The organism is Nonomuraea harbinensis, assembly GCF_019396385.1.
Lineage (GTDB): Bacteria > Actinomycetota > Actinomycetes > Streptosporangiales > Streptosporangiaceae > Nonomuraea > Nonomuraea ferruginea.
Window position 1 is genome coordinate 22,871 of the sequence record NZ_JAHKRN010000035.1, and the last position, 17,840, is coordinate 40,710.

The following is a 17,840-nucleotide window of genomic DNA, read 5'->3' on the forward strand; positions in this document are numbered from 1 at the left end:
GACCGAGATGACCGTCTATGACGAGACGACCGACGGCCTGCTGACCAGCTGGCTGCCGTTCCGCGCCCTGACCGGCGCGGAGCCCGGCGCGCTGCCGCTCTACTGCCTGCCGCACGCGGGCGGCTCGGCGTCGGCGTTCCGGCTGTGGCAGCGCGAGCTGCCGGGCATCGCGGTCCAGCCGGTGCAGCCGCCCGGACGGGAGAGCCGGCACAAGGAGCCGCCCTACCTGCGGATGGAGCCGCTGGTCTCCGACCTGGCCGACGCGGTGCTCGCCGACGTCGACCTGTCGGCGGCGGGCCACAGGTACGCCCTGTACGGGCACAGCCTGGGCGCCATCGTGGCCTTCGAACTGGTCAGGGAGATCAGGCGGCGCGGCGGTCCGCAGCCCGTGCACCTGTTCGTCTCCGGCTCCGACGCCCCGCACGTCACCTACGAGGGCGGGCCGCCGGTGCGCGAGATGACCAGGGCGCAGGTGGTCGCGCTGCTGCGCAAGCTGGGCGGCACGCCGGAGTGGCTGCTGGCCGACCCGGGGGCGCTGGAGATGATCCTGCCCGCCGTGCAGGCCGACTTCACCGTCAAGGAGACCTACCGCTACACGGACGAGCCGCCGCTGGCCGTGCCGATCACGGCGATGCCGAGCGGCGCCGACCCGCGGGTCGCGCCGGCGAAGGTGGCGGCCTGGCGGGACCAGACCGCGGACGAGTTCGCCCTGCACCCCTTCGACGGCGGCCACTTCGCGGTCTTCGAACAGGCGGCCCGCACCCGCGGCATCGTGGCGGAGGCGCTGCGACCGTGGGTGTGAAGGCGCGCCAGGCCAGCCGGGACGGAGGAACTACGGCCGTGGGTGCCACGGCTTGGCGGGCCGGTTCGGGCGGAGGCGGCGCGGCCGGTGGTGCTCGGGTCTGGCGGGCCGGTTCGGGCGGAGGCGGCGCGGCCGGTGGTGCTCGGGTCTGGCGGGCCGGTTCGGGCGGAGGTGGCGCGGTGGGTGCGCGGGTCTGGCGGGTCAACGTGGACCGTCCGGAGCGGCCGGGATGGTGGCACTGCCTGTCCGCCGCCGAGCGTGAGAAGGCCGCGGCGCTGGCCGAGCCGCTCGCGCGGCGGCGGTACGTGGCCGCGCACGCGGCCCTGCGCGCGGTCCTCGGCGAGCTGTGCGGCGTGCCCGCCGCACAGCTCGCCTTCGGCACCGACGCGTCGGGCCGCCCGTGCCTGCGGAGCTCGGGGGGAGGGCCCGACTTCAACCTGGAGGGCTGGGGGGAAGGGTCCGACTTCAACCTGTCCCACTCCGGGGGAGTGCCGGACTTCAACCTGTCCCACTCCGGGGAGTGGGCGCTGATCGCGGTGGCGGCGCCGGGCGGCCGGGTGGGCGTCGACGTGGAACGCGTCCGCGACGACTTCGACCACCTGGAGATGGCCCGGCGGATGTACCAGGCCGAGGAGGCCGCCCGGGTGTGCGCGGCCGGGCCCGGCGCGGGCCTGGCGGAGTACTTCAGGCTGTGGACGGCCAAGGAGGCGTACGTCAAGGCGAGCGGGGCCGGGCTGGCCGGGCTGCGCGACGTCCTCGTGCGCCCGGAAGCCGGCACGTGCGCCGAGAGCCGGGGAGGGAGCGCGCTCTCGCGTTCCCTCCCCGGCTCCCAGGTTCCCGTCCGCTGGCTGGACGTCGCTCCCGGCTACGCCGCGGCGCTGGTCACGACCGCTTCGACACCGGCACCACGTACCGGCTGAAGACCAGGTCCCGCAGCACGTCGTCGCCGCCCTCCACGATCGAGACGTACCTCATGTCGCGCAGCAGCTTGCCGATCACCGCTTCGTGGGTGTAGCCGAGGCCGCCGAACATCTCCGACGCCGCCGAGGCGATCTGCCAGCCGGTCTGGCCGCAGAACATCTTCGTGGTGAGCGCCGACTTCAGCGTGCCCACCCGCATGAACTCCTCGCCGGCGTCGGGCCGGGCCGCGATGGCGTCGTAGGCGCGGGCCGCGGCCAGGCACTGGTTGGTCATGACCTCGATCTGCATCTCGAACTGGCCGAGCCGGCCGGCGAACACCGCGTTCGCGGTCAGCGGGGCGCCCTTCACCGACTTGGACTTGCCGTACTCCATGCACACGTCACGGATGCGGCGGGCGATGCCCAGCGCGGTCGTGGCGATCAGGATGCGGCTGGCGTTCAGGCCGATCTCCAGCAGGCGCAGCCCGTTCCCGCGCAGGACGTTGCCCGCCGGGACCCGGACGCCGGACAGCGACACCTGGTAGGTCGCCGAGGAGCGCAGCCCGATCACGTCCCAGCGCTTCTCCACGGTCACGCCGGGCGCGTCGCCCGGCACCAGCACCGCCAGGTAACCGGACGGGTCGTCGGCGGCGCGGGCGATCACCACGAGGAACCGCGCGAAGGCGGTGTTGGTGGAGAACGCCTTCTGGCCGTCCAGCACCACGGTGTCGCCCTCGCGCCGCGCGGTCGTGCCGATCCTGGCCAGCTCGCTGCCGGCCGCGTGCTCGCTGCCCAGCGTGGCGGCGAAGCCGCCGCCGGCCAGCCCGCCGAGGTGTTCCTTGCGCAGTTCTTCGCTGCCGTACCACTGCACCATGCTCGTGGTGAGCACCGGGATGAACAGGGTGAACGCCACCCCGGCGTCGGCGTAGGCCAGCTCGGAGGTGATCCTGACGCTCTCCTCCAGGCCGAGGCCGAGCCCGCCGTACTCCTCGGGCAGCCACCAGCCGGCCAGTCCGGTGCCGCCGAACCGCTCGTACAGCGGCAGCGGCGCCTCGGCCAGCGAGTCGAGGTAGGCGTCCTTGCCGGTCAGCTCCCGCCGTACGAAGCCCTGCAGGGCCCGGAGGTGGTCGGGACGGTTCATCGCCTGGTCACTCCTCTTCGTCGCGGGCGTCGAGCAGCTCGGCCAGCTGCCGCACGGTCGGGCACTCCAGGAGCCCGGTCACCGGCACCGACGCGTTGAGCGTCTTGCGGATGCGGGTCGTCAGCTCGATCGCCAGCAGGGAGTGCCCGCCCAGCTCGAAGAAGTTGTCCAGGGCCCCGATCGGCTCGATGGCGAGGACCCGCGACCAGATCTCGGCGAGCGTGGCCTCGGTGCCCTCCCGCGGCTCGACGTAGGGGTTGTTCAGCTCGGGGCGCGGGTGGCGCTCCTGGTCGTCGAGGTCCTCGCCGGCCTCGTGGATGTCGCCGGTGACCCACTGCGCGATCCTGCTGTCCAGCGAGCCGGTGGAGATGACCAGGTGCCCGACGCGGTCGGCGGCCGACAGCGCCCGTTCGAAGACGTCCACGCCCTCGGCGGGGGTCATCGCGAAGTCGATGACCGCGCCGCTGTGCCCCTCGACCCGGTCGGGGTCGATGTTCCAGGTGTCCCAGTCGACCGTGACCCAGCGCGCCCCGCCCGCGGTGCGGGTGGCGCGGACGTACGCGTCCAGCGCGGCGTTGGCGGCCGCGTACGGCGCGAGCGTCATCCCGCCGAGCACCGCCGCGATCGACGACAGCGTGATCCGGCGGTCCTGGCAATGGTCGCCGAGCACCTTCTGCAGCACGTGGAACCCGTTCACCTTGGCGGCCAGGTGGGCGTCGCACTGCCGCCGGTCCATGAGGTGGGCGAAGTTGAAGTACGCCCCGTCCTGCACGCCCGCGCCGTGCACCACCACGTCGATGCCGCCGAAACGCTCGACGGCCCGCTCGACGACGGCCCGCATCGCGTCCTCGTCGGCCACGTCGGCCGAGACGGCGAGCACGGTGGCGCCGCGTTCCTCCAGGTCCCTGATGTTGCGGATGTGCCGGGCCGTCCGGTCGCCCGGCGGCGCCGAGGCCAGGTGGTCGTCCCATCCTTCCCTGGGCGGCAGTTCGCTGCGGGCGGTGAGGACCAGGCGGCAGCCGTACGCGCTCGCCAGGTGCCGGGACAGGACCAGGCCGACGTCGCCGAGGCCGCCGGTGATGAGCACCGTGTCGCCGTCGCGGAACGGCCGCCGGTCCGGCTCGGGCGCCTCGATCGGGTACTGCTCGTAGTGCCGCACCCAGGTGTCGTCGCCGCGGATCGCGACCGGTCCCTCGTACGGGCAGACCGCCGCGGCCAGGATGCGGGCCGCGGCCGCCGCCGGGTCGAGGCCGCCGCCCACGTCCACGGCGCGGCAGCGCAGCCGGGGGTTCTCCTGGGCGAGGCTGGGCGCGAGCGCCCCCAGCGTGGCGTGCTCGGGGTGGCGCAGGTCGGCCCCGGCCACGCTCACCGCCTCGGGGGTGAGCAGGACCAGCTCGGCGCGGGGGGCCGAGCCGGTGTTGTCGATCAGCTCCCTGGCCAGCGCCAGCACCGAGGAGAAGCCGCGCCGCTGCTCGGCGGCGAAGTGCGCCACCGGGTCGTCGTCCGGTCCCGCCTCCTCGGCGGCCAGGCTGAACCCGTGCACGATCGCGCGCGGGGCGGCCACCAGCGAGTACATCAGCTCGGCGATGTCGTCGGCGGTGCCGATCCTGACGGTGAAGTCGCCGGCGTCGTCCTGCTCGAACCGGTCGCCGGGACGCACCGTCGTCACCTCGGCCCCGGCCTCGACCAGCCGTCCGACCAGCGCCTCGCCGTGCGGGCCGGCCGCGAACACCAGCCACGGGCCCGCCTCGCGCAGCCGCTCGTCCAGGCCCGCGACGGACAGCGGCCGCTGCCGCCAGCCGGGCAGGTACGTCCACCGCGCCCTGTCGAAGGTCTTCCCGGTGCCCACCTGGGCCTGCGCCTGGTCCTTGGGCGGGTTCACCCAGTACCGGCGGCGCTGGAACGGGTAGGTCGGCAGCTCGACCCGCCGCCCGGCCCCGCCGTGCAGCTTGACCCAGTCGACGGCGGCACCGGCCTGCCAGAGCCGCGCCACGGCGCCGAGCACCCACCCGGCCGCGCCGGCCCCGTCACCGGCCCTGTAGCCCGCCCCGTCACTTGCTCCACCGTCCGCCCGGTCGCCGGGCGCGACGGTGACCGTCTCGGTGGCGTCCTCGTCGTCGGTCACGTTCACGCCGATCCCGCGCAGCCCTTCGGCCAGCGCGGCCAGCGCCGCCTCGCGTCCCGGCTCGCGCGGCCCGCCCTGGGGGGAGCCGGGGCGCAGCACCGCGCCGGCCGCCGCGTGCAGCTCGGCCCACCACTCCTCCGGTACGCCGGAGTCCGGCGCGACCAGCCGCACCCGGGGGTTGCGCCGCTGGGTCTTGCCGTCGATCCAGCGCTCCGGGTCGCCGAGCGCGGCGACGGCGTCCTCACGATCCCGGCACACCACGGCGCGCCGCCGCGCGAAGCCGCCGCGCGAGACCTGCAGCGTGAACGCCACGTCCGCGAGGTCCTCGCCGTCACCGGTGCCGAGGTGGTCGCGGAGCCGCTCGGTGAGCGCGGTCAGCGCGCTGTCGTCGGCGGCGGAGAACACCAGCAGGTGAGGGCCCGGCCGGGGAGGCCGCGCCGGCCGGAGCGGCGCCTGCTCCAGCACCACGTGCGCGTTGGTGCCGCCGAGCCCGAACGAGCTGACCCCGGCGCGGCGCGGGTGCGGGCCCGCGGGCCAGGGCCGGTGTTCCTTCAGTACGGTGAAGCGGTCGTGCGCGGTGGCCAGCGCCGGGTTCGGCGTCTCGTAGCCGGGGGTGCCGGGCAGCAGCTCGTGCTTGAGACTGAGCGCCGCCCGCATCAGCCCGGTGACGCCGGAGGCGCGGTCCAGGTGGCCCAGGCTCGGCTTGACCGACCCCAGCACGCACGGCGTCTCGCCGGCCTGGGTGAACACCCGGTTCATCGCCGCCAGCTCGATGGAGTCGCCCAGCATGGTGCCCGTCGCGTGGCACTCGACGTAGCCGACGGTCTCGGGCTTGACCCCGGCCACGCCCAGCGCCGACTCGATCACCTCGGCCTGCCCGTCCACCCCGGGCGCCGTGTAGCCGGCCCGCAGCCGGCCGTCGTTGTTGGACGCCGAGCCGAGGATCACCGCGTGGATGACGTCGCCGTCCGCGAGCGCGTCGGACATGCGCTTGAGCGCGACCGCGCCCGCGCCGCTGCCCATCACCGTGCCGCTCGCCTCGGCGTCGAAGCTGCGCACCCGCCCGTCGGGCGACATGATGCCGCCCTGCTCGTACAGATAGCCGGACGGCTGGGGGAGCGGCGTGAACGCGCCGCCCGCCACCGCGACGTCGCACTCGTACGTCAGCAGGCTCTGGCAGGCCAGGTGCACCGAGACCAGCGAGGTGGAGCAGAACGTCTGCACCGACACCGCCGGCCCGCGCAGGCCGAGCTTGTAGGAGACCAGCGAGGCCAGTGAGTCGCGCTCGTTGCCGATCGCCGCCAGCAGCGCCCCGCCCGGCTGGTCGGACAGGTGGCGGATGTTCCGCACGATGTAGTCGGGGAAGCCGCAGCCGCCGAACACCGCGACCTGTCCGGGCACGTCGGTGGGGCAGTAGCCCGCGCTCTCCAGGGCCTCCCACGAGCACTCCAGGAACAACCGGTGCTGCGGGTCCATCATCTCGGCCTCGCGCGGGTTCACCCCGAAGACGGTGGCGTCGAAGGTGTCCAGGCCCTCCAGCGGGCCGCCGACGCGGACGTAGCGCGGGTCGGCCAGCATCCCCGGCTCGACCCCGGCGTCCCGCAGCTCCTCGTCGGTGATCGTACGCAGGCCCTTGACTCCGGCGAGCAGGTTGCGCCACAGGCCGGCGACGTCCGCGGCGCCGGGGAAGCGGCCGGACATGCCGATCAGCGCGACCGCGGAGTCGTAGTCGGTTTCAGTCATGAGGTCCTTCCGCTCCTGAGCATGTTGCGTCGCTGGGCGATGCGGGATCGCTGCTGTTCACGCTCCTCCGCCGGCGGTTCCCCGGACTCCTGGCCCGCGCGGGCCGCCTCGGCGAGCGAGGCGATGGTGGGCGCCTGGTAGAGGATGTGCGGAGGCAGGTACGACAGCTCCAGCGCCCGCCTGACCTCGGCGATGATCTCCATCCCGAGCAGCGAGTTGCCGCCCAGCTCGAAGAAGTTGTCGTGCACGCCGACCTGCTCCAGGCCGAGCGCCTCGGACCAGACACCGGCGATGGTCTCCTCGGTGGGCGACTGCGGCTCCACGTACGCCGTCGACAGGTCGGGTCTCGGGTGCCGCCCGAAGGCGTCCCTGATCTTCTTGACCGTCGCCTGGTGGCTCTCGATGGACGACTTGCGGCTCATCGCCACCATCGGGGCGAAGTCCTGCGTGGAGGCCACCACGTGCCGTTCGCCGCTGGCCAGCACCCGCAGCAGCGTCTGCCAGCCCTGGTCGAAGGTGAGGCCGAAGTTCTCGCGGTACCACTCGAAGTACTGCTTGGAGCCCTCGTCGTAGTTGTCCAGGCCGTCGGTCCAGCCGTTCCAGGTCCACTCGCACCAGTCGATCGAGGTGACCGCCACGCCGGGCAGGGTCCCGGCCAGGGCGAAGGAGTCCAGGAAGGCGTTGGCCGCGCAGTAGTCGACCTGGCCGGCGCCGCCGCCGGTGGCCGAGGTGGTGGAGGAGAACAGCGCCAGGAAGTCCACCGGCACCTCGCGCAGCACCCGCGCCAGGGCGAGGGTGCCGCCGACCTTGGGTGCCAGCACCCGCTCCATGTCGGCGACGGTCTTGAACTGCATGAGCCCGACCGCGGGCACCCCGGCGCAGTGCAGCACGCCGTTCAGCTCGCCGAACCGCTCGATCGCGGCGCCGACCGCGCGGCGCACGTCCTCGACCTTGGACACGTCGCCGGCGGCGGTGAGCACCTCGACGCCGGACGCCTCCAGCCGGCGCAGGCCTTCCAGCCGCCTGCGGACCTCGCCCGCGGTGCTCTCCGCGCTCAGGATGGCGTCCCACTGCTCGCGTGGCGGCACCGGCGTGCGGCCGAGCAGCACCAGCCGCGCCTGGTACTGCTCGGCCAGCCGTTCGGCCATCGCCAGCCCGATGCCGCCGAGACCGCCGGTCACCAGGTAGACGCCGCCGCGCCGGACGCTCGCCGCCGGGGCGGCCGCCTCGATCACCGAGGCGTCCAGCGCCTCGTAGTCGGGGATCCAGCGGTGGCCGCCGCGCAGCGCGACGACCTGGTCCTCGGGCTCGGCCCGCAGTTCGGCCAGCAGAGCGGCGCCGCCGCCGGCGTCGAGGTCGATCAGCCGGGTCCGCACCCTCGGGTACTCCACCGGGATCAGCCGGGTCGGGCCGAGCAGGGTGCCGCGCTCGGCGTGCACCGCCTCGCCCGCGTGCACCCGGTGGCTACCCGCCGTGACGATGTCCAGCGACCATCCGGGCAGGCCGAGGTCACCGGCCGCGCGGGCCAGCGCCACCAGCGTGTACAGGCCGCGCCGCAGGCACTCCTCGGTCGGCGGGTCCTCGGGGCGCGGCGCGGCGTCGTCCGCCGTCCACAGGTGCACGACCCGCTCGGGGAACCAGTCGCGGCCCGCCAGCTCGCGCAGCGCCGTCAGGGTGTCGTCCGGTGAGCCGGGGCGCAGCCGGAAGCCGTCGGGGCCGCTCTCGTAGCGCTCGCCCGGCCGCACCAGCACGACCTCGCGGCCCTGCGCCGCCAGGTGGGCCAGCAGCGGCGCGGCCAGCGTGTCGGCGAACCCCTCGTCGGTGTAGACCAGCCAGCGGGCGGCCTCCTCGGCGCGGGCCGGCCGCGTCGTGGTCTGCCGCCAGGTGGGCAGGTGGATCCAGCGGGTGTCGGGCAGCCTCGGGTACGCCTTGGCGATGCTCGTCGGATCGCTCTCGTCGAACGCGGGAGTCCCGCTCGCCAGCGCGCTCTCGTCGATGTCGAGCCAGTACTCCTGGTGCTCGAACGGGTAGGTCGGCAGCGGCACCCGGCCGGGCGACCAGCCCGCGTCGTCGTGCAGCGCGGCCCAGTCGACGGGCACGCCGGTCAGCCAGAGCTTGCCGACGGCGGTCGCCAGCGCCGCGCCGGCGTCCTGCGGGTCGTTGGCGGCCGGCAGGGTGGTCACGATCAGCGGCCACTGGGCGCGGTCGCAACCGGGGTGGCCGCGCGTCAGCGCGCCCAGCGACTGCCCGGGACCGATCTCGGCGAGCGCCAGGTCGGCGCCGAGCACGTGGCCGAGCCCCTGGCCGAACTCGACCGTCTCGCACATGTGCCTGGCCCAGTAGCCGGGGTCGCCCACCAGCTCCGCGGTGGCGAGCTCGCCGGTGACGTTGCTGACGTAGGGCAGCTCGGGCGCGCGCAGCGTCACGTTCTCCTTGATCCAGGCGGTCAGCTCCTCGGCGAGCGGAGCCAGCATCCGGGAGTGGTACGCGTGCGTGGTCTCCAGCCTGCGGTGGCCGATCCGCGCCTCCAGCAGCAGCGCAGCCGCCGCCTCCACGGTCTCGGCCGGGCCCGCGAGCACCACCTGTGAGCCGGTGCGCACCGCCACGTCCAGGTCGCGCATGATCGGCTCGCCCAGCACGACGCGCAGCCGGCGCTCGTCGGCGGAGATCGCGAGCATCGCGCCCTCGGGCTGCGAGGCGATCAGCCTGGCCCGGTGGGCGACCAGCCGCACCGCGTCGGACAGGGACATGACACCCGCCAGGCAGGCGGCGACGTACTCGCCGAGGCTGTAGCCGATCATGATCTCCGGCGTCAGTCCCCAGCGGATCAGCTGCCGCGCCAGCGCGTACTCCGCGACGAAGATGGCCGGCTGCACCAGATGGGCGTCCGTCGTGGACGCCGGCGCGGGAGCGGCCCTGCCCAGCAGCCCGGCCAGGTCGCCGGCCGCCCGGTCGCGCTCCGCGGGCACGAACACGTCGGACAGCTGCGCGGCCTCGGTGAACCCGAGCACGGCCAGGCACTCGTCCACGTCGGCGCGGAAGGCGGGCTCCTCGGCGTACAGGGAGGCCACCATGCCGGGGTACTGCTCACCCACCCCGGCGATCAGGAAGCCCACCTTCCTGCCCGTCGTCGCGTCGTTGCGTCCCAGCGGCCCGGCCGGGTCGGCGAGCCGCCCGGCGGCCTCGCCGGTGGAGCCGGCGACCACGAACCGGCGGTGGTTGAAGACCTTGCGGCCGACCTGCAGCGTGTACGCGACGTCGCCGAGGTCGTCCGGCGCGTCCGCCAGCCGCCCGGCGAGCCTGGCGCACGCCTGCTCGGCGGCGGCGGCGGACCGCGCCGACAGCGGCAGGATCTGCCAGCGGCGCGACCGGGTGGTGCGCTGGGCGGGCAGGGGCGCCTCGGTGACGATGGCGTGCGCGTTGGTGCCGCCCATGCCGAGCGAGCTGATACCGGCGATGCGCGGCCGGTCGGGGGTGCGCCGCCAGGGCGTGGTGCCGGCGGTGACCCGGAACGGGCTGTCGCCGAAGTCGATCTCGGGGTTCGGGGAGCGGTAGTGCAGGGTGCCGGGGATCAGCTCGTTCCGCAGCGACTGGACGACCTTGATCAGGCCGGTCACGCCGGACGCCCTGTCGAGGTGGCCGACGTTGGGCTTGATCGAGCCGAGCACGCAGTACTGCTTCTCCTTCGTCGGCCCGAAGGCCCTGGTCAGCGCCGCGACCTCCATGGGGTCGCCGACCTCGGTCGCGGTGCCGTGCGCCTCGACGTAGGAGATGTCGGACGGGTCCACGCCCGCCTTGGCGAGGGCGGCGGAGACGCAGCGGCGCTGGCCGTCGATGCTGGGCGCCAGGTAGCTGAACTTCATCGCGCCGTCGTTGTTGATGGCCGAGGCGCGGATCACGGCGAGCACGGTGTCGCGGTCGGCCACCGCGTCCGACAGCCGCTTCAGCGCCACGACCGCCGCTCCGTCGCCGAACATGCTGCCCCGGCCCTCGGCGTCGAAGGTCCGCACGTGCCCGTCGGGCGACTCCTGCCCGCCTTCCTCCCACAGGTAGCCGGTGCGGTCGGGGATGCGCACGGACACGCCCCCGGCCAGCGCCATGTCGCACTCGCCGCGGCGCAGGCTCTCGCTCGCCAGGTGCACCGCCACCAGGGACGTGGAGCAGAACGTCTGCACGGTGACGCTCGGCCCGCCGAGGTCCAGCCGGAAGGAGACGTTCGTGGCCAGCGAGTCCTTGTCGTTGCCGATCATCAGGGCGGAGGTGTCGATGCCCATCGCGAAGGCCCGCAGGCGGGTGAGCAGGTAGCCGCTGATGTTCATGCCGGCGAAGACGCCCACGGTGCCGCGGCCCTCGGGGGCGGCGTAGCCCGCCGACTCCAGCGCCTCCCACACGCATTCCAGGAAGATGCGCTGCTGCGGGTCGGCCAGCGTCGCCTCGCGCGGGTTGTAGCCGAAGAACCCGGCGTCGAAGCCCCGCACGTCGTCGAGGACGGGCCGTAGCCGGACGTAGTTGGGTTGCTGGTAGACCGCGGCGTCGACCCCGGCGGCGGAGAGCTCCTCGTCGGTGAACCGGGTGAAGGACTCCACACCTGTGCTGATGTTGCGCCAGAACGTCTCGACGTCGGACGCGCCGGGGAAGCGGCCGGCCATGCCGACGATCGCCACGTCTCCCGCGCCCGGTGGTCGGTGCTCATCCATTCGACGTGCCCCTCTTCACTGAAGTCGCCATTGCTTACTCGCCTCAGATCAGCCCGCCGCGGCCCCAGCCGCGGGCCAGCCGCCGGGCCGCGAACGCGCCCGCCGCCAGGCCGATCGCCAGCAGGATCGCGGCGGACGGCAGCATGCCCGCCAGGTCGCCGCGCACCGCGGCCTGCATCAGGGTCAGCGCCCAGTAGCCGGGCGAGGCCGGCGCCACGAGCTGCGCCCACTCGGGCATCAGGCTCAGCGGCACCAGGGCGCCGCCCAGGGAGCTGAGCGTCAGCGCGCCCACGTCGCAGATCACGCTGAGCTCGCCGTGGCTGCGCACGATCGCGGCGAGCAGCGCGCCGAGCGCGAGCAGCGCGAAGGCCCAGATCAGGATCGCCGCCAGCACGTAGTGCGGCGCGCTGGGCACGGGCAGCCCGATGACCAGGCACCCGTACGTCAGCAGCAGCACCTGCTGCACCACCATGATCGCGAAGATCGGCAGGATCTTGCCCACCAGCAGCTCGGCGGCCGCGGCCCGGCTCACGCGCAGCCTGTCCCAGGTGCGCCAGGTGCGCTCAGACAGGATCGCGTTGCCGGCCAGCGAGATCGCGAACACCGAGAACATCACCATGAGTCCGGTGGACACCTGGGTGGCGCCCCCGTCGACCGCCCGCACGTACAGGGGCTTGAGCACCAGCATGAGGACCATCGGCATGACCACGTAGCTGATCGCCTGGCCCGGGTCGCGCAGCCGGATGATCGTGTTGTGCCTGGCCATCGCGGAGATCCGGTAGAGCGCGTCGAACGCGCCCGCCGGGCGCGGCACGCTGTCAACAAGCATCGTGGACCGCCAGGGATCTGTAGAGGTCGTCGAGGGACGGGTGGCGCACGTCGACCGAGCTGATCGGGCGGTCGAGGCGGCCGAGCAGCTCGATCAGCGTCGCCGTGGGCTGGGTGGTGGAGACGGAGATCTCCTCCTCGTCCTCCAGCGTCACCCGGACCTCGCCCGGCAGGTCCTTGGCCAGGTCCTCGTAGGTGCCCCTGGCGATGACCCGGCCGTTCTGCGCGACCGCGATCGTCGCCTGCAGCTCGGTCAGCTCGGGGAGGTAGTGGGTGGTGTAGACGACCGCCGCGCCCTCACCCGCGCGCTGCTTGACCACGTCGAGCATGGCCTGCCGCGTCTCCAGGTCGGCGCCCGCGGTCGGCTCGTCGAGCAGCAGCAGGGCCGGCCGGTGCACGAGCGCGGTCGCGGCCTGGGTGCGCCGCTGCTGGCCGCCGGAGAGCTTCCCGGTCCGCCTGTCCATGATCTCCGAGAGCCGCAGGATGCCGGCGAGGTCGTCGATGGCCGCGCTCAGCGCCGCCGGCCTCAGCCCGGCGAGCCTGCCGAACAGCTCCAGGTGCTCGCGCACCGTGACGGAGGGATAGAGGGCGATGTGCTGGGGTGCGACGCCGACCTGGCCGCGCGTGGCGGACGGCGGTTTACCGTCAATGGTCACGTGTCCGCTGTCGGGGCGGATCAAATCGGAGACGATTTCCACAAAGGTCGTCTTGCCCGCACCATTGTGCCCGACCAGTCCCACGATTTCACCGGCTGCCACATTCAGTGTGAATCCGTCGAGGGCTTGCACCGTGCCGTACCGCTTGACGAGATCGGTTACCACCAGCAATGTGTCACCTCCTCAGATGCCACACCATTAGGATTTGAATAATCCGATATACGCGATCGCCGGATGTTCCCTCTCACGATAGCCACGAACGCGGGCATGGCCGGTGGCAACAAGTTGCCGCAAAAAGCGGTCAACGGCCGTCGATTCCGGCCCGGCATCCTTACTGACTAATCTGACAAATATGCGTGTGGGCACCCTGATCGCATCCGGGCACGACTGCCTCGTCTTCGAGGCGGGCGCGGGCAAGGTCGTCAAGCGTTCCAGGCACGGACGCAGCCTGGAGCAGGAGGCGTCGATCATGCGCCACGCCCGCAGGAACGGGATCCCGACGCCCGAGGTCTTCGACGCCGACGGGCCCGACCTGCTGATGGAGCGCCTGGAGGGCCCGAGCCTGAGGGAGACGGCGCTGCGGCGCCCCGACCGTCTCGCGTCGTACGGCCGGCTCCTCGCCGAGCTGCTGCGCACGGTGGCGCGGGTGCGCGCGCCCGGCTGGCTCCAGGGCGCCGGGGGCTGCCCCGGCAACCGGCTGCTCCACCTGGACCTGCATCCCGCCAACGTCATCGTCACCGCCGCCGGGCCGCGCATCGTCGACTGGGCCAACGCCGCCAGGGGAGCGCCGGGCGCCGACGTCGCCTGCACCTGGCTCATCCTCGCCACCACCGCCGTGCCCGAGGCGCCGGTGCCGAACTGGCAGGAGATCATGCTCGGCGCGTTCCTGGACGCCGTCGACGTCGCCGCCGCGCGGCCGTACCTGCGCGTGACCGCCGCCCGATGGCGCGCGGACCGCGCCATCGAGCCGGCGGAGCAGGCCGAGATCGACGCCTTCCTGTCCGGCGGGAAGCTCTGGGCCGAGGGAGGGAACAGGATGAACGAGCAGCCAGAGGCGCCCGCCCGCTACGAGAAGGCCCGGGGCACGTGATCGTGGAACCGCGCCCGGCCTCACCCGCCGACGGGGAGACTGTGCCTCCTGTGCCCCCTGTGCCCCCTGTGCCCCCTGTGCCCCCCGTGCCCCCCGTGCCCCCCGCGTCCCCCGCGCGCCGGAGCGAGCTCGACTCGATCCGGGTGCTGGTGGTCGTCGGGCTGGTGTTCTTCCACGCGGCGCTGGTCTTCGACGCCTCGGACGACTTCTATGTACGCAACGCCGAGACCACCGGGGCGTCCATCGTCGTCTCCGCCCTCGGGGTGGTGTGGGCGATGCCGATCCTCTTCCTCATCGCGGGCTTCGGCGCCTGGCACTCGCTGCGCCGCCGCGGTCCGGCGGGCTTCACCGCCGAGCGGCTGCTGCGGCTGGGCGTGCCGCTGGTCTTCGGCACGCTCACGATCGTCCCGGTGCCGCAGTGGCTGCGGCTGCGCGCCGATCCCGGCTACCACGAGTCCTACCTGGCCTTCCTGCCGCGCTTCTTCGAGGCCCGGTTCGACCTGGCCGAGTTCCCCTTCGTGCTGCAGGGCGAGCACTTCGAGACCGGGCACCTGTGGTTCATGCTGCTGCTGCTCGTGTTCGCCCTCATGCTCGCGGCCGTGGCGCGCTGGTTCCCCGCCGGCCGGGCCCGCGCGGTCGGCGACCGGCTCGCCGCCGTCGCCGCCGGGCGTCGCGGCGCGCTGCTGGCGGCGGCGGTGCCGGTGTCGCTGCTCAGCGCGCTGGCCGGGCTGGAGCAGGAGTACGCCGGGTGGAGCCGCTGGGCGTACCTGCTGTTCTTCTGCTACGGCTTCGTGCTCGCGGCCGACGACCGCTTCCGCGCCGCGATCCGCCGCGACGCGCCGCTGGCCGCCGCCGTCGGCCTGGCGCTGCCCGTGGTCGGCCTGCCCATGTTCCTGCTCGCCGGCGGCGACCCCTTCACCGACCTGACCCCCATGGCCGCCGTCGCGCGTGCCATGTACGGCGCGGCGGGCTGGTGCCTGCTGGTCGGCATCCTCGGCCTGCTCGACCGCCGCGCCGCCGCCCGGCCCGCCGCCACGCGCCCGCGGGGCGGGGCCCGCCGCCGGGTCTACGCCTATCTGGCGGCGGGCGTGCTTCCTCTGTACGTGCTGCACCAGCCCATCGTGGTCGCGGTCGCGTACGGGGTGGTCAGGCTGGACGCGCCGATCGCCGTCAAGTATCCGCTGATCGTGGCCGCGTCCCTGGTCCTCACGGTCGCCGCCTACGACCTCCTGGTACGGCGCACCCGGGTCACCCGTTTCCTGTTCGGCATGCGCGACGGACGCTGACCCCGATCACCTTTTGTCGGGTGTTCACCTGACACGCCGGCATTCGCGCAGTCCGTAGGCTCTGCTGCGGTGCGGGGGGTTGACGGCGGAGCGTGTCCGCCGGCCGAGAGACCGTCCGAACCCGCTCAGCCGCTGAACGATTCGCGAGAGGTCCCGATGTCCACCCCATACCCGCCCTCCTACGGACAGGGCCCCGGTGCGCAGGGTATGCCCGGTGGGCCTCACGGACACCCCGGCGGTTTCCCGCCGGCCGGAGCAGGGGGACCGGGCGGCGGCCCCGGGGGACGGCACGCCGGGCCGGGAGGACCGGGCGGCGCGCCGGGGGGACGGCACGCCGGGCCGGGGGGATGGCACGGGGGACCGGCCGGGCCGGGCGGGGCCGGTGGGGGGTGGCGGCCTCCGCCGCCCAGAGGGGGCGGGAAGGGCCCGCTGATCGCCGTACTCGCCGGGCTGGCTGTGATCATGCTGATCGGCGCGGTGGTCGGCGGCTGGCTGCTCCTCCGTCCAGACGACGGCGGACGGCCACCCGGCGCCTTCGAGCGCGAGGACCGCCTCCCGACCCTGAAGCGCAAGCCGACGCCGTCGGTCGCGCCGGTGAAGCTGCGGGCGATCACCGGCGATCAGCTCTGCGCGGCCGTGCCGGACGCCTTCCGCAAGAGCCTGGTCACCGACGGCAGGTACGGCGGGAAGGACGCGTCCACCGGGGCGGCCACCGAGAGCGAGAAGCGGGCGGCCTGCTCGTGGAGCGACAACAAGATGGACGTCGGCGGCGGCGTCCTCGGCCACCGCAGCCTGAGCATCTCGGTGGAAGCCCGGAGCGGCGAGCGTGAGAACGCCGTCGAGCGGGCCAAGCGCCGGTTCGCCGACGACAAGAAGGCGCACGAGCGGCGGGTCAACGTCCGGGACGGCAAGCGGGTCGACGGCAGGACGTCCGGCTCCGCGTTCGGCGAGCTCACGCAGTTGCAGTACGGCGACGAGTCGTACAGCCAGAGTTCGATCGGCCACAGTGGGCTCAAGGCCGCCGTCCACATCCGGCAGGGTCCCTGGCTGATCAAGGTCGAGTACGGCGGCAGCAACAGGAGCGGCGCCAAGTACCCCACGGGCGACGAGGTGCGGGCCGCGGCGAACAAGGTCGCCGAGCACGTCACCGCCGAGATGGCCAAGGACGCCGGCAAGGTGAGGATCGACGGGCCGTGCGGGATCCTCACGGTCAAGAACGTCGAGTCGGCGTTCTTCCCCGCGGTCTCAGGACCGTCCGTCGGCACCAACGACGGCAGGATCAAGCAGACGGCCTGCACCTGGAACATCCGCGAGCAGGTCAAGCACGAGCCGGGTCAGGAGTTCACCGCCCGTGGCGGCGAGCTGACCGCCCGCGTGGTCGACTGGGGCGGCGGTGACACCGGATCGGCCTTCCAGTTCGACCGCGACGCCAAGAAGTACGACCGCTACCGAGCCCAGGGCGGCATCGGCAACGAGGTGACCCACACGACCTTCGAGGCCCGCGAGGAGATCTCCGGCCTCGGCGAGAAGGCGTTCGCCGTGGAGTCGGCCACCACCAGGCCGAAGGAGCCGGACCGCAAGCCCACGCGGGAAATCCTGGTCAAGGTGCTGTCCGGCGAGAAGACGATCGAGTTCACCTTCAGGGGTACGACGACCGGCGGGGGCGTCGTCGAGGCCCCGGGCTACCAGGAGCCGGTCTTCGACCCGGCCGCCGCGCGCAAGGCCGTGATGGAGGTGGCCAAGCCTTTCGTCGACGGCGTGAAGTGACCGCCGGCGCGGGCCGTGCCGGTTGCGCGCTGGATAGGCGCCGCGATCCGTGGCCCGGTCAGGGCTCCGGCCATGAGGCCGTACCCGCCCGCGGCGGACTGTCGGGCACGCGTCACGGCCAGTAAAGGGCGGAGCGCCGGGCGGCGGAGACGACGGTGGCGCCGTCGAGTTCGGTGAAGGTCAGGCCGATGCCGCCGAGCGGCCATTCGACGGCGAACTCGAAGGGCTCGGCCGGGGGCAGCGGCCACAGCCACAGGGCCATGGAGTTGCCGGCGAGGTCATGCCCGCCGCGCATGGCGCCGCCGACGGGGAGCCAGGAGAGCAGGGGGCCGGCGGGCGGGCCCTGTCCGGGCAGGATGTGCCCGTTCGCCTCGATGGTGGTGGCCTTGGCGCCGCCGGGGTAGCGGACGCCGAACCGCAGCAGCCGGTCGGGCAGCCGGTCGCCCGCCGACCTGATGCGGGCGAAGGGGTAGAGGGACATCTGGAGGTCCCAGAAGGCCTCGGGGGAGAGGCCGGCCTGCCGCAGCACCACCTCGACGTTCAGCAGGCAGCCGGTGGAGAACGCGCGGATCGTCGAGAGCGCGACGGCGACGTTCGGGCCGCGGGCGAGCACCCGGTCGGCCGTCGTCGCGGCGCCCAGCTCCGTCCCGGGCGGCGCGGACCAGGCGGGGAGTGCCGGACGCGGCGGGCTCGTCAGCTCCTCCCGCGCCGGTGGCGGCTCGAAGAACATCTCCTGATCGTACGCGCCGGGCCGAGAAAGGCCTAATATGTAAACGCAGTCGTTTGCGTATACATATTGGAGGGTT

General features: G+C 73.5%; 11 protein-coding genes. 5 read left to right on the forward strand and 6 right to left on the reverse strand.

Features of this window, described 5'->3' with window-relative positions:
- Positions 1–7: 7 nt before the first annotated feature.
- Positions 8–802, forward strand: coding sequence for a thioesterase II family protein (locus KME79_RS29940; protein ID WP_219547797.1), 795 nt, complete (start codon positions 8–10; stop codon positions 800–802).
- Positions 803–981: 179 nt separating this feature from the next.
- Positions 982–1,722 (forward strand): 4'-phosphopantetheinyl transferase family protein, encoded by a 741-nt coding sequence (locus KME79_RS47145; protein ID WP_219547798.1) that lies wholly within the window; start codon positions 982–984, stop codon positions 1,720–1,722.
- On the opposite strand, the gene KME79_RS29950 is transcribed toward KME79_RS47145, so the two are convergent.
- The 5 genes from KME79_RS29950 to KME79_RS29970 are packed head-to-tail and all read right to left on the reverse strand — an operon-like array spanning position 1,685 to position 13,056.
- Positions 1,685–2,842, reverse strand: a complete 1,158-nt coding sequence (locus tag KME79_RS29950; protein ID WP_219547799.1) for an acyl-CoA dehydrogenase family protein — start codon at positions 2,840–2,842, stop codon at positions 1,685–1,687. The genes KME79_RS47145 and KME79_RS29950 overlap by 38 nt on opposite strands.
- Positions 2,843–2,849: 7 nt before the next feature.
- Positions 2,850–6,710, reverse strand: a complete 3,861-nt coding sequence (locus KME79_RS29955; protein ID WP_219547800.1) for an SDR family NAD(P)-dependent oxidoreductase — start codon at positions 6,708–6,710, stop codon at positions 2,850–2,852.
- The gene (locus KME79_RS29960) at positions 6,707–11,407 is read right to left on the reverse strand and encodes a type I polyketide synthase (RefSeq protein WP_219547801.1); all 4,701 of its coding nucleotides are present in this window, start codon (positions 11,405–11,407) and stop codon (positions 6,707–6,709) included. Before KME79_RS29960 ends, KME79_RS29955 begins: the two co-directional genes overlap by 4 nt.
- Positions 11,408–11,450: 43 nt before the next feature.
- Positions 11,451–12,236 carry an ABC transporter permease gene (locus tag KME79_RS29965; protein WP_219547802.1) on the reverse strand — a complete coding sequence of 262 codons (786 nt, stop codon included), beginning with the start codon at positions 12,234–12,236 and terminating at the stop codon, positions 11,451–11,453.
- A complete protein-coding gene (locus tag KME79_RS29970; protein WP_308249103.1) occupies positions 12,226–13,056 on the reverse strand; it encodes an ABC transporter ATP-binding protein in 831 nt (276 codons plus the stop codon). The genes KME79_RS29965 and KME79_RS29970 overlap by 11 nt, the downstream gene beginning before the upstream one ends.
- 187 nt (positions 13,057–13,243) lie before the next feature.
- Here KME79_RS29970 and KME79_RS29975 point away from each other — a divergent pair, with 187 nt between their 5' ends.
- The 3 genes from KME79_RS29975 (at position 13,244) to KME79_RS29985 (ending at position 17,034) form a co-directional block, all read left to right on the forward strand.
- A complete protein-coding gene (locus KME79_RS29975; protein WP_219547806.1) occupies positions 13,244–13,981 on the forward strand; it encodes a phosphotransferase in 738 nt (245 codons plus the stop codon).
- A gap of 95 nt (positions 13,982–14,076) precedes the next feature.
- Positions 14,077–15,267, forward strand: coding sequence for an acyltransferase family protein (locus KME79_RS29980; RefSeq protein WP_219547888.1), 1,191 nt, complete (start codon positions 14,077–14,079; stop codon positions 15,265–15,267).
- A gap of 462 nt (positions 15,268–15,729) precedes the next feature.
- A complete protein-coding gene (locus KME79_RS29985; protein ID WP_219547808.1) occupies positions 15,730–17,034 on the forward strand; it encodes a hypothetical protein in 1,305 nt (434 codons plus the stop codon).
- Positions 17,035–17,146: 112 nt separating this feature from the next.
- Here KME79_RS29985 and KME79_RS29990 read toward each other — a convergent pair whose 3' ends face one another.
- Entirely contained in the window at positions 17,147–17,764 is a 618-nt protein-coding gene (locus KME79_RS29990; RefSeq protein WP_219547810.1) for a hypothetical protein, read from the reverse strand.
- Positions 17,765–17,840: the final 76 nt, after the last annotated feature.

What these genes read in the sequence shown, in the direction of transcription:
- KME79_RS29940 (WP_219547797.1), top strand. Translation starts at nt 8, where the DNA reads ATGACCGTCTATGACGAGACGACCGACGGCCTGCTGACCAGCTGGCTG.
- KME79_RS29950 (WP_219547799.1), bottom strand. Translation starts at nt 2,842, where the DNA reads ATGAACCGTCCCGACCACCTCCGGGCCCTGCAGGGCTTCGTACGGCGG.
- KME79_RS29955 (WP_219547800.1), bottom strand. Translation starts at nt 6,710, where the DNA reads ATGACTGAAACCGACTACGACTCCGCGGTCGCGCTGATCGGCATGTCC.
- KME79_RS29960 (WP_219547801.1), bottom strand. Translation starts at nt 11,407, where the DNA reads ATGGATGAGCACCGACCACCGGGCGCGGGAGACGTGGCGATCGTCGGC.
- KME79_RS29965 (WP_219547802.1), bottom strand. Translation starts at nt 12,236, where the DNA reads ATGCTTGTTGACAGCGTGCCGCGCCCGGCGGGCGCGTTCGACGCGCTC.
- KME79_RS29975 (WP_219547806.1), top strand. Translation starts at nt 13,244, where the DNA reads ATGCGTGTGGGCACCCTGATCGCATCCGGGCACGACTGCCTCGTCTTC.
- KME79_RS29985 (WP_219547808.1), top strand. Translation starts at nt 15,730, where the DNA reads ATGCTGATCGGCGCGGTGGTCGGCGGCTGGCTGCTCCTCCGTCCAGAC.
- KME79_RS29990 (WP_219547810.1), bottom strand. Translation starts at nt 17,764, where the DNA reads ATGTTCTTCGAGCCGCCACCGGCGCGGGAGGAGCTGACGAGCCCGCCG.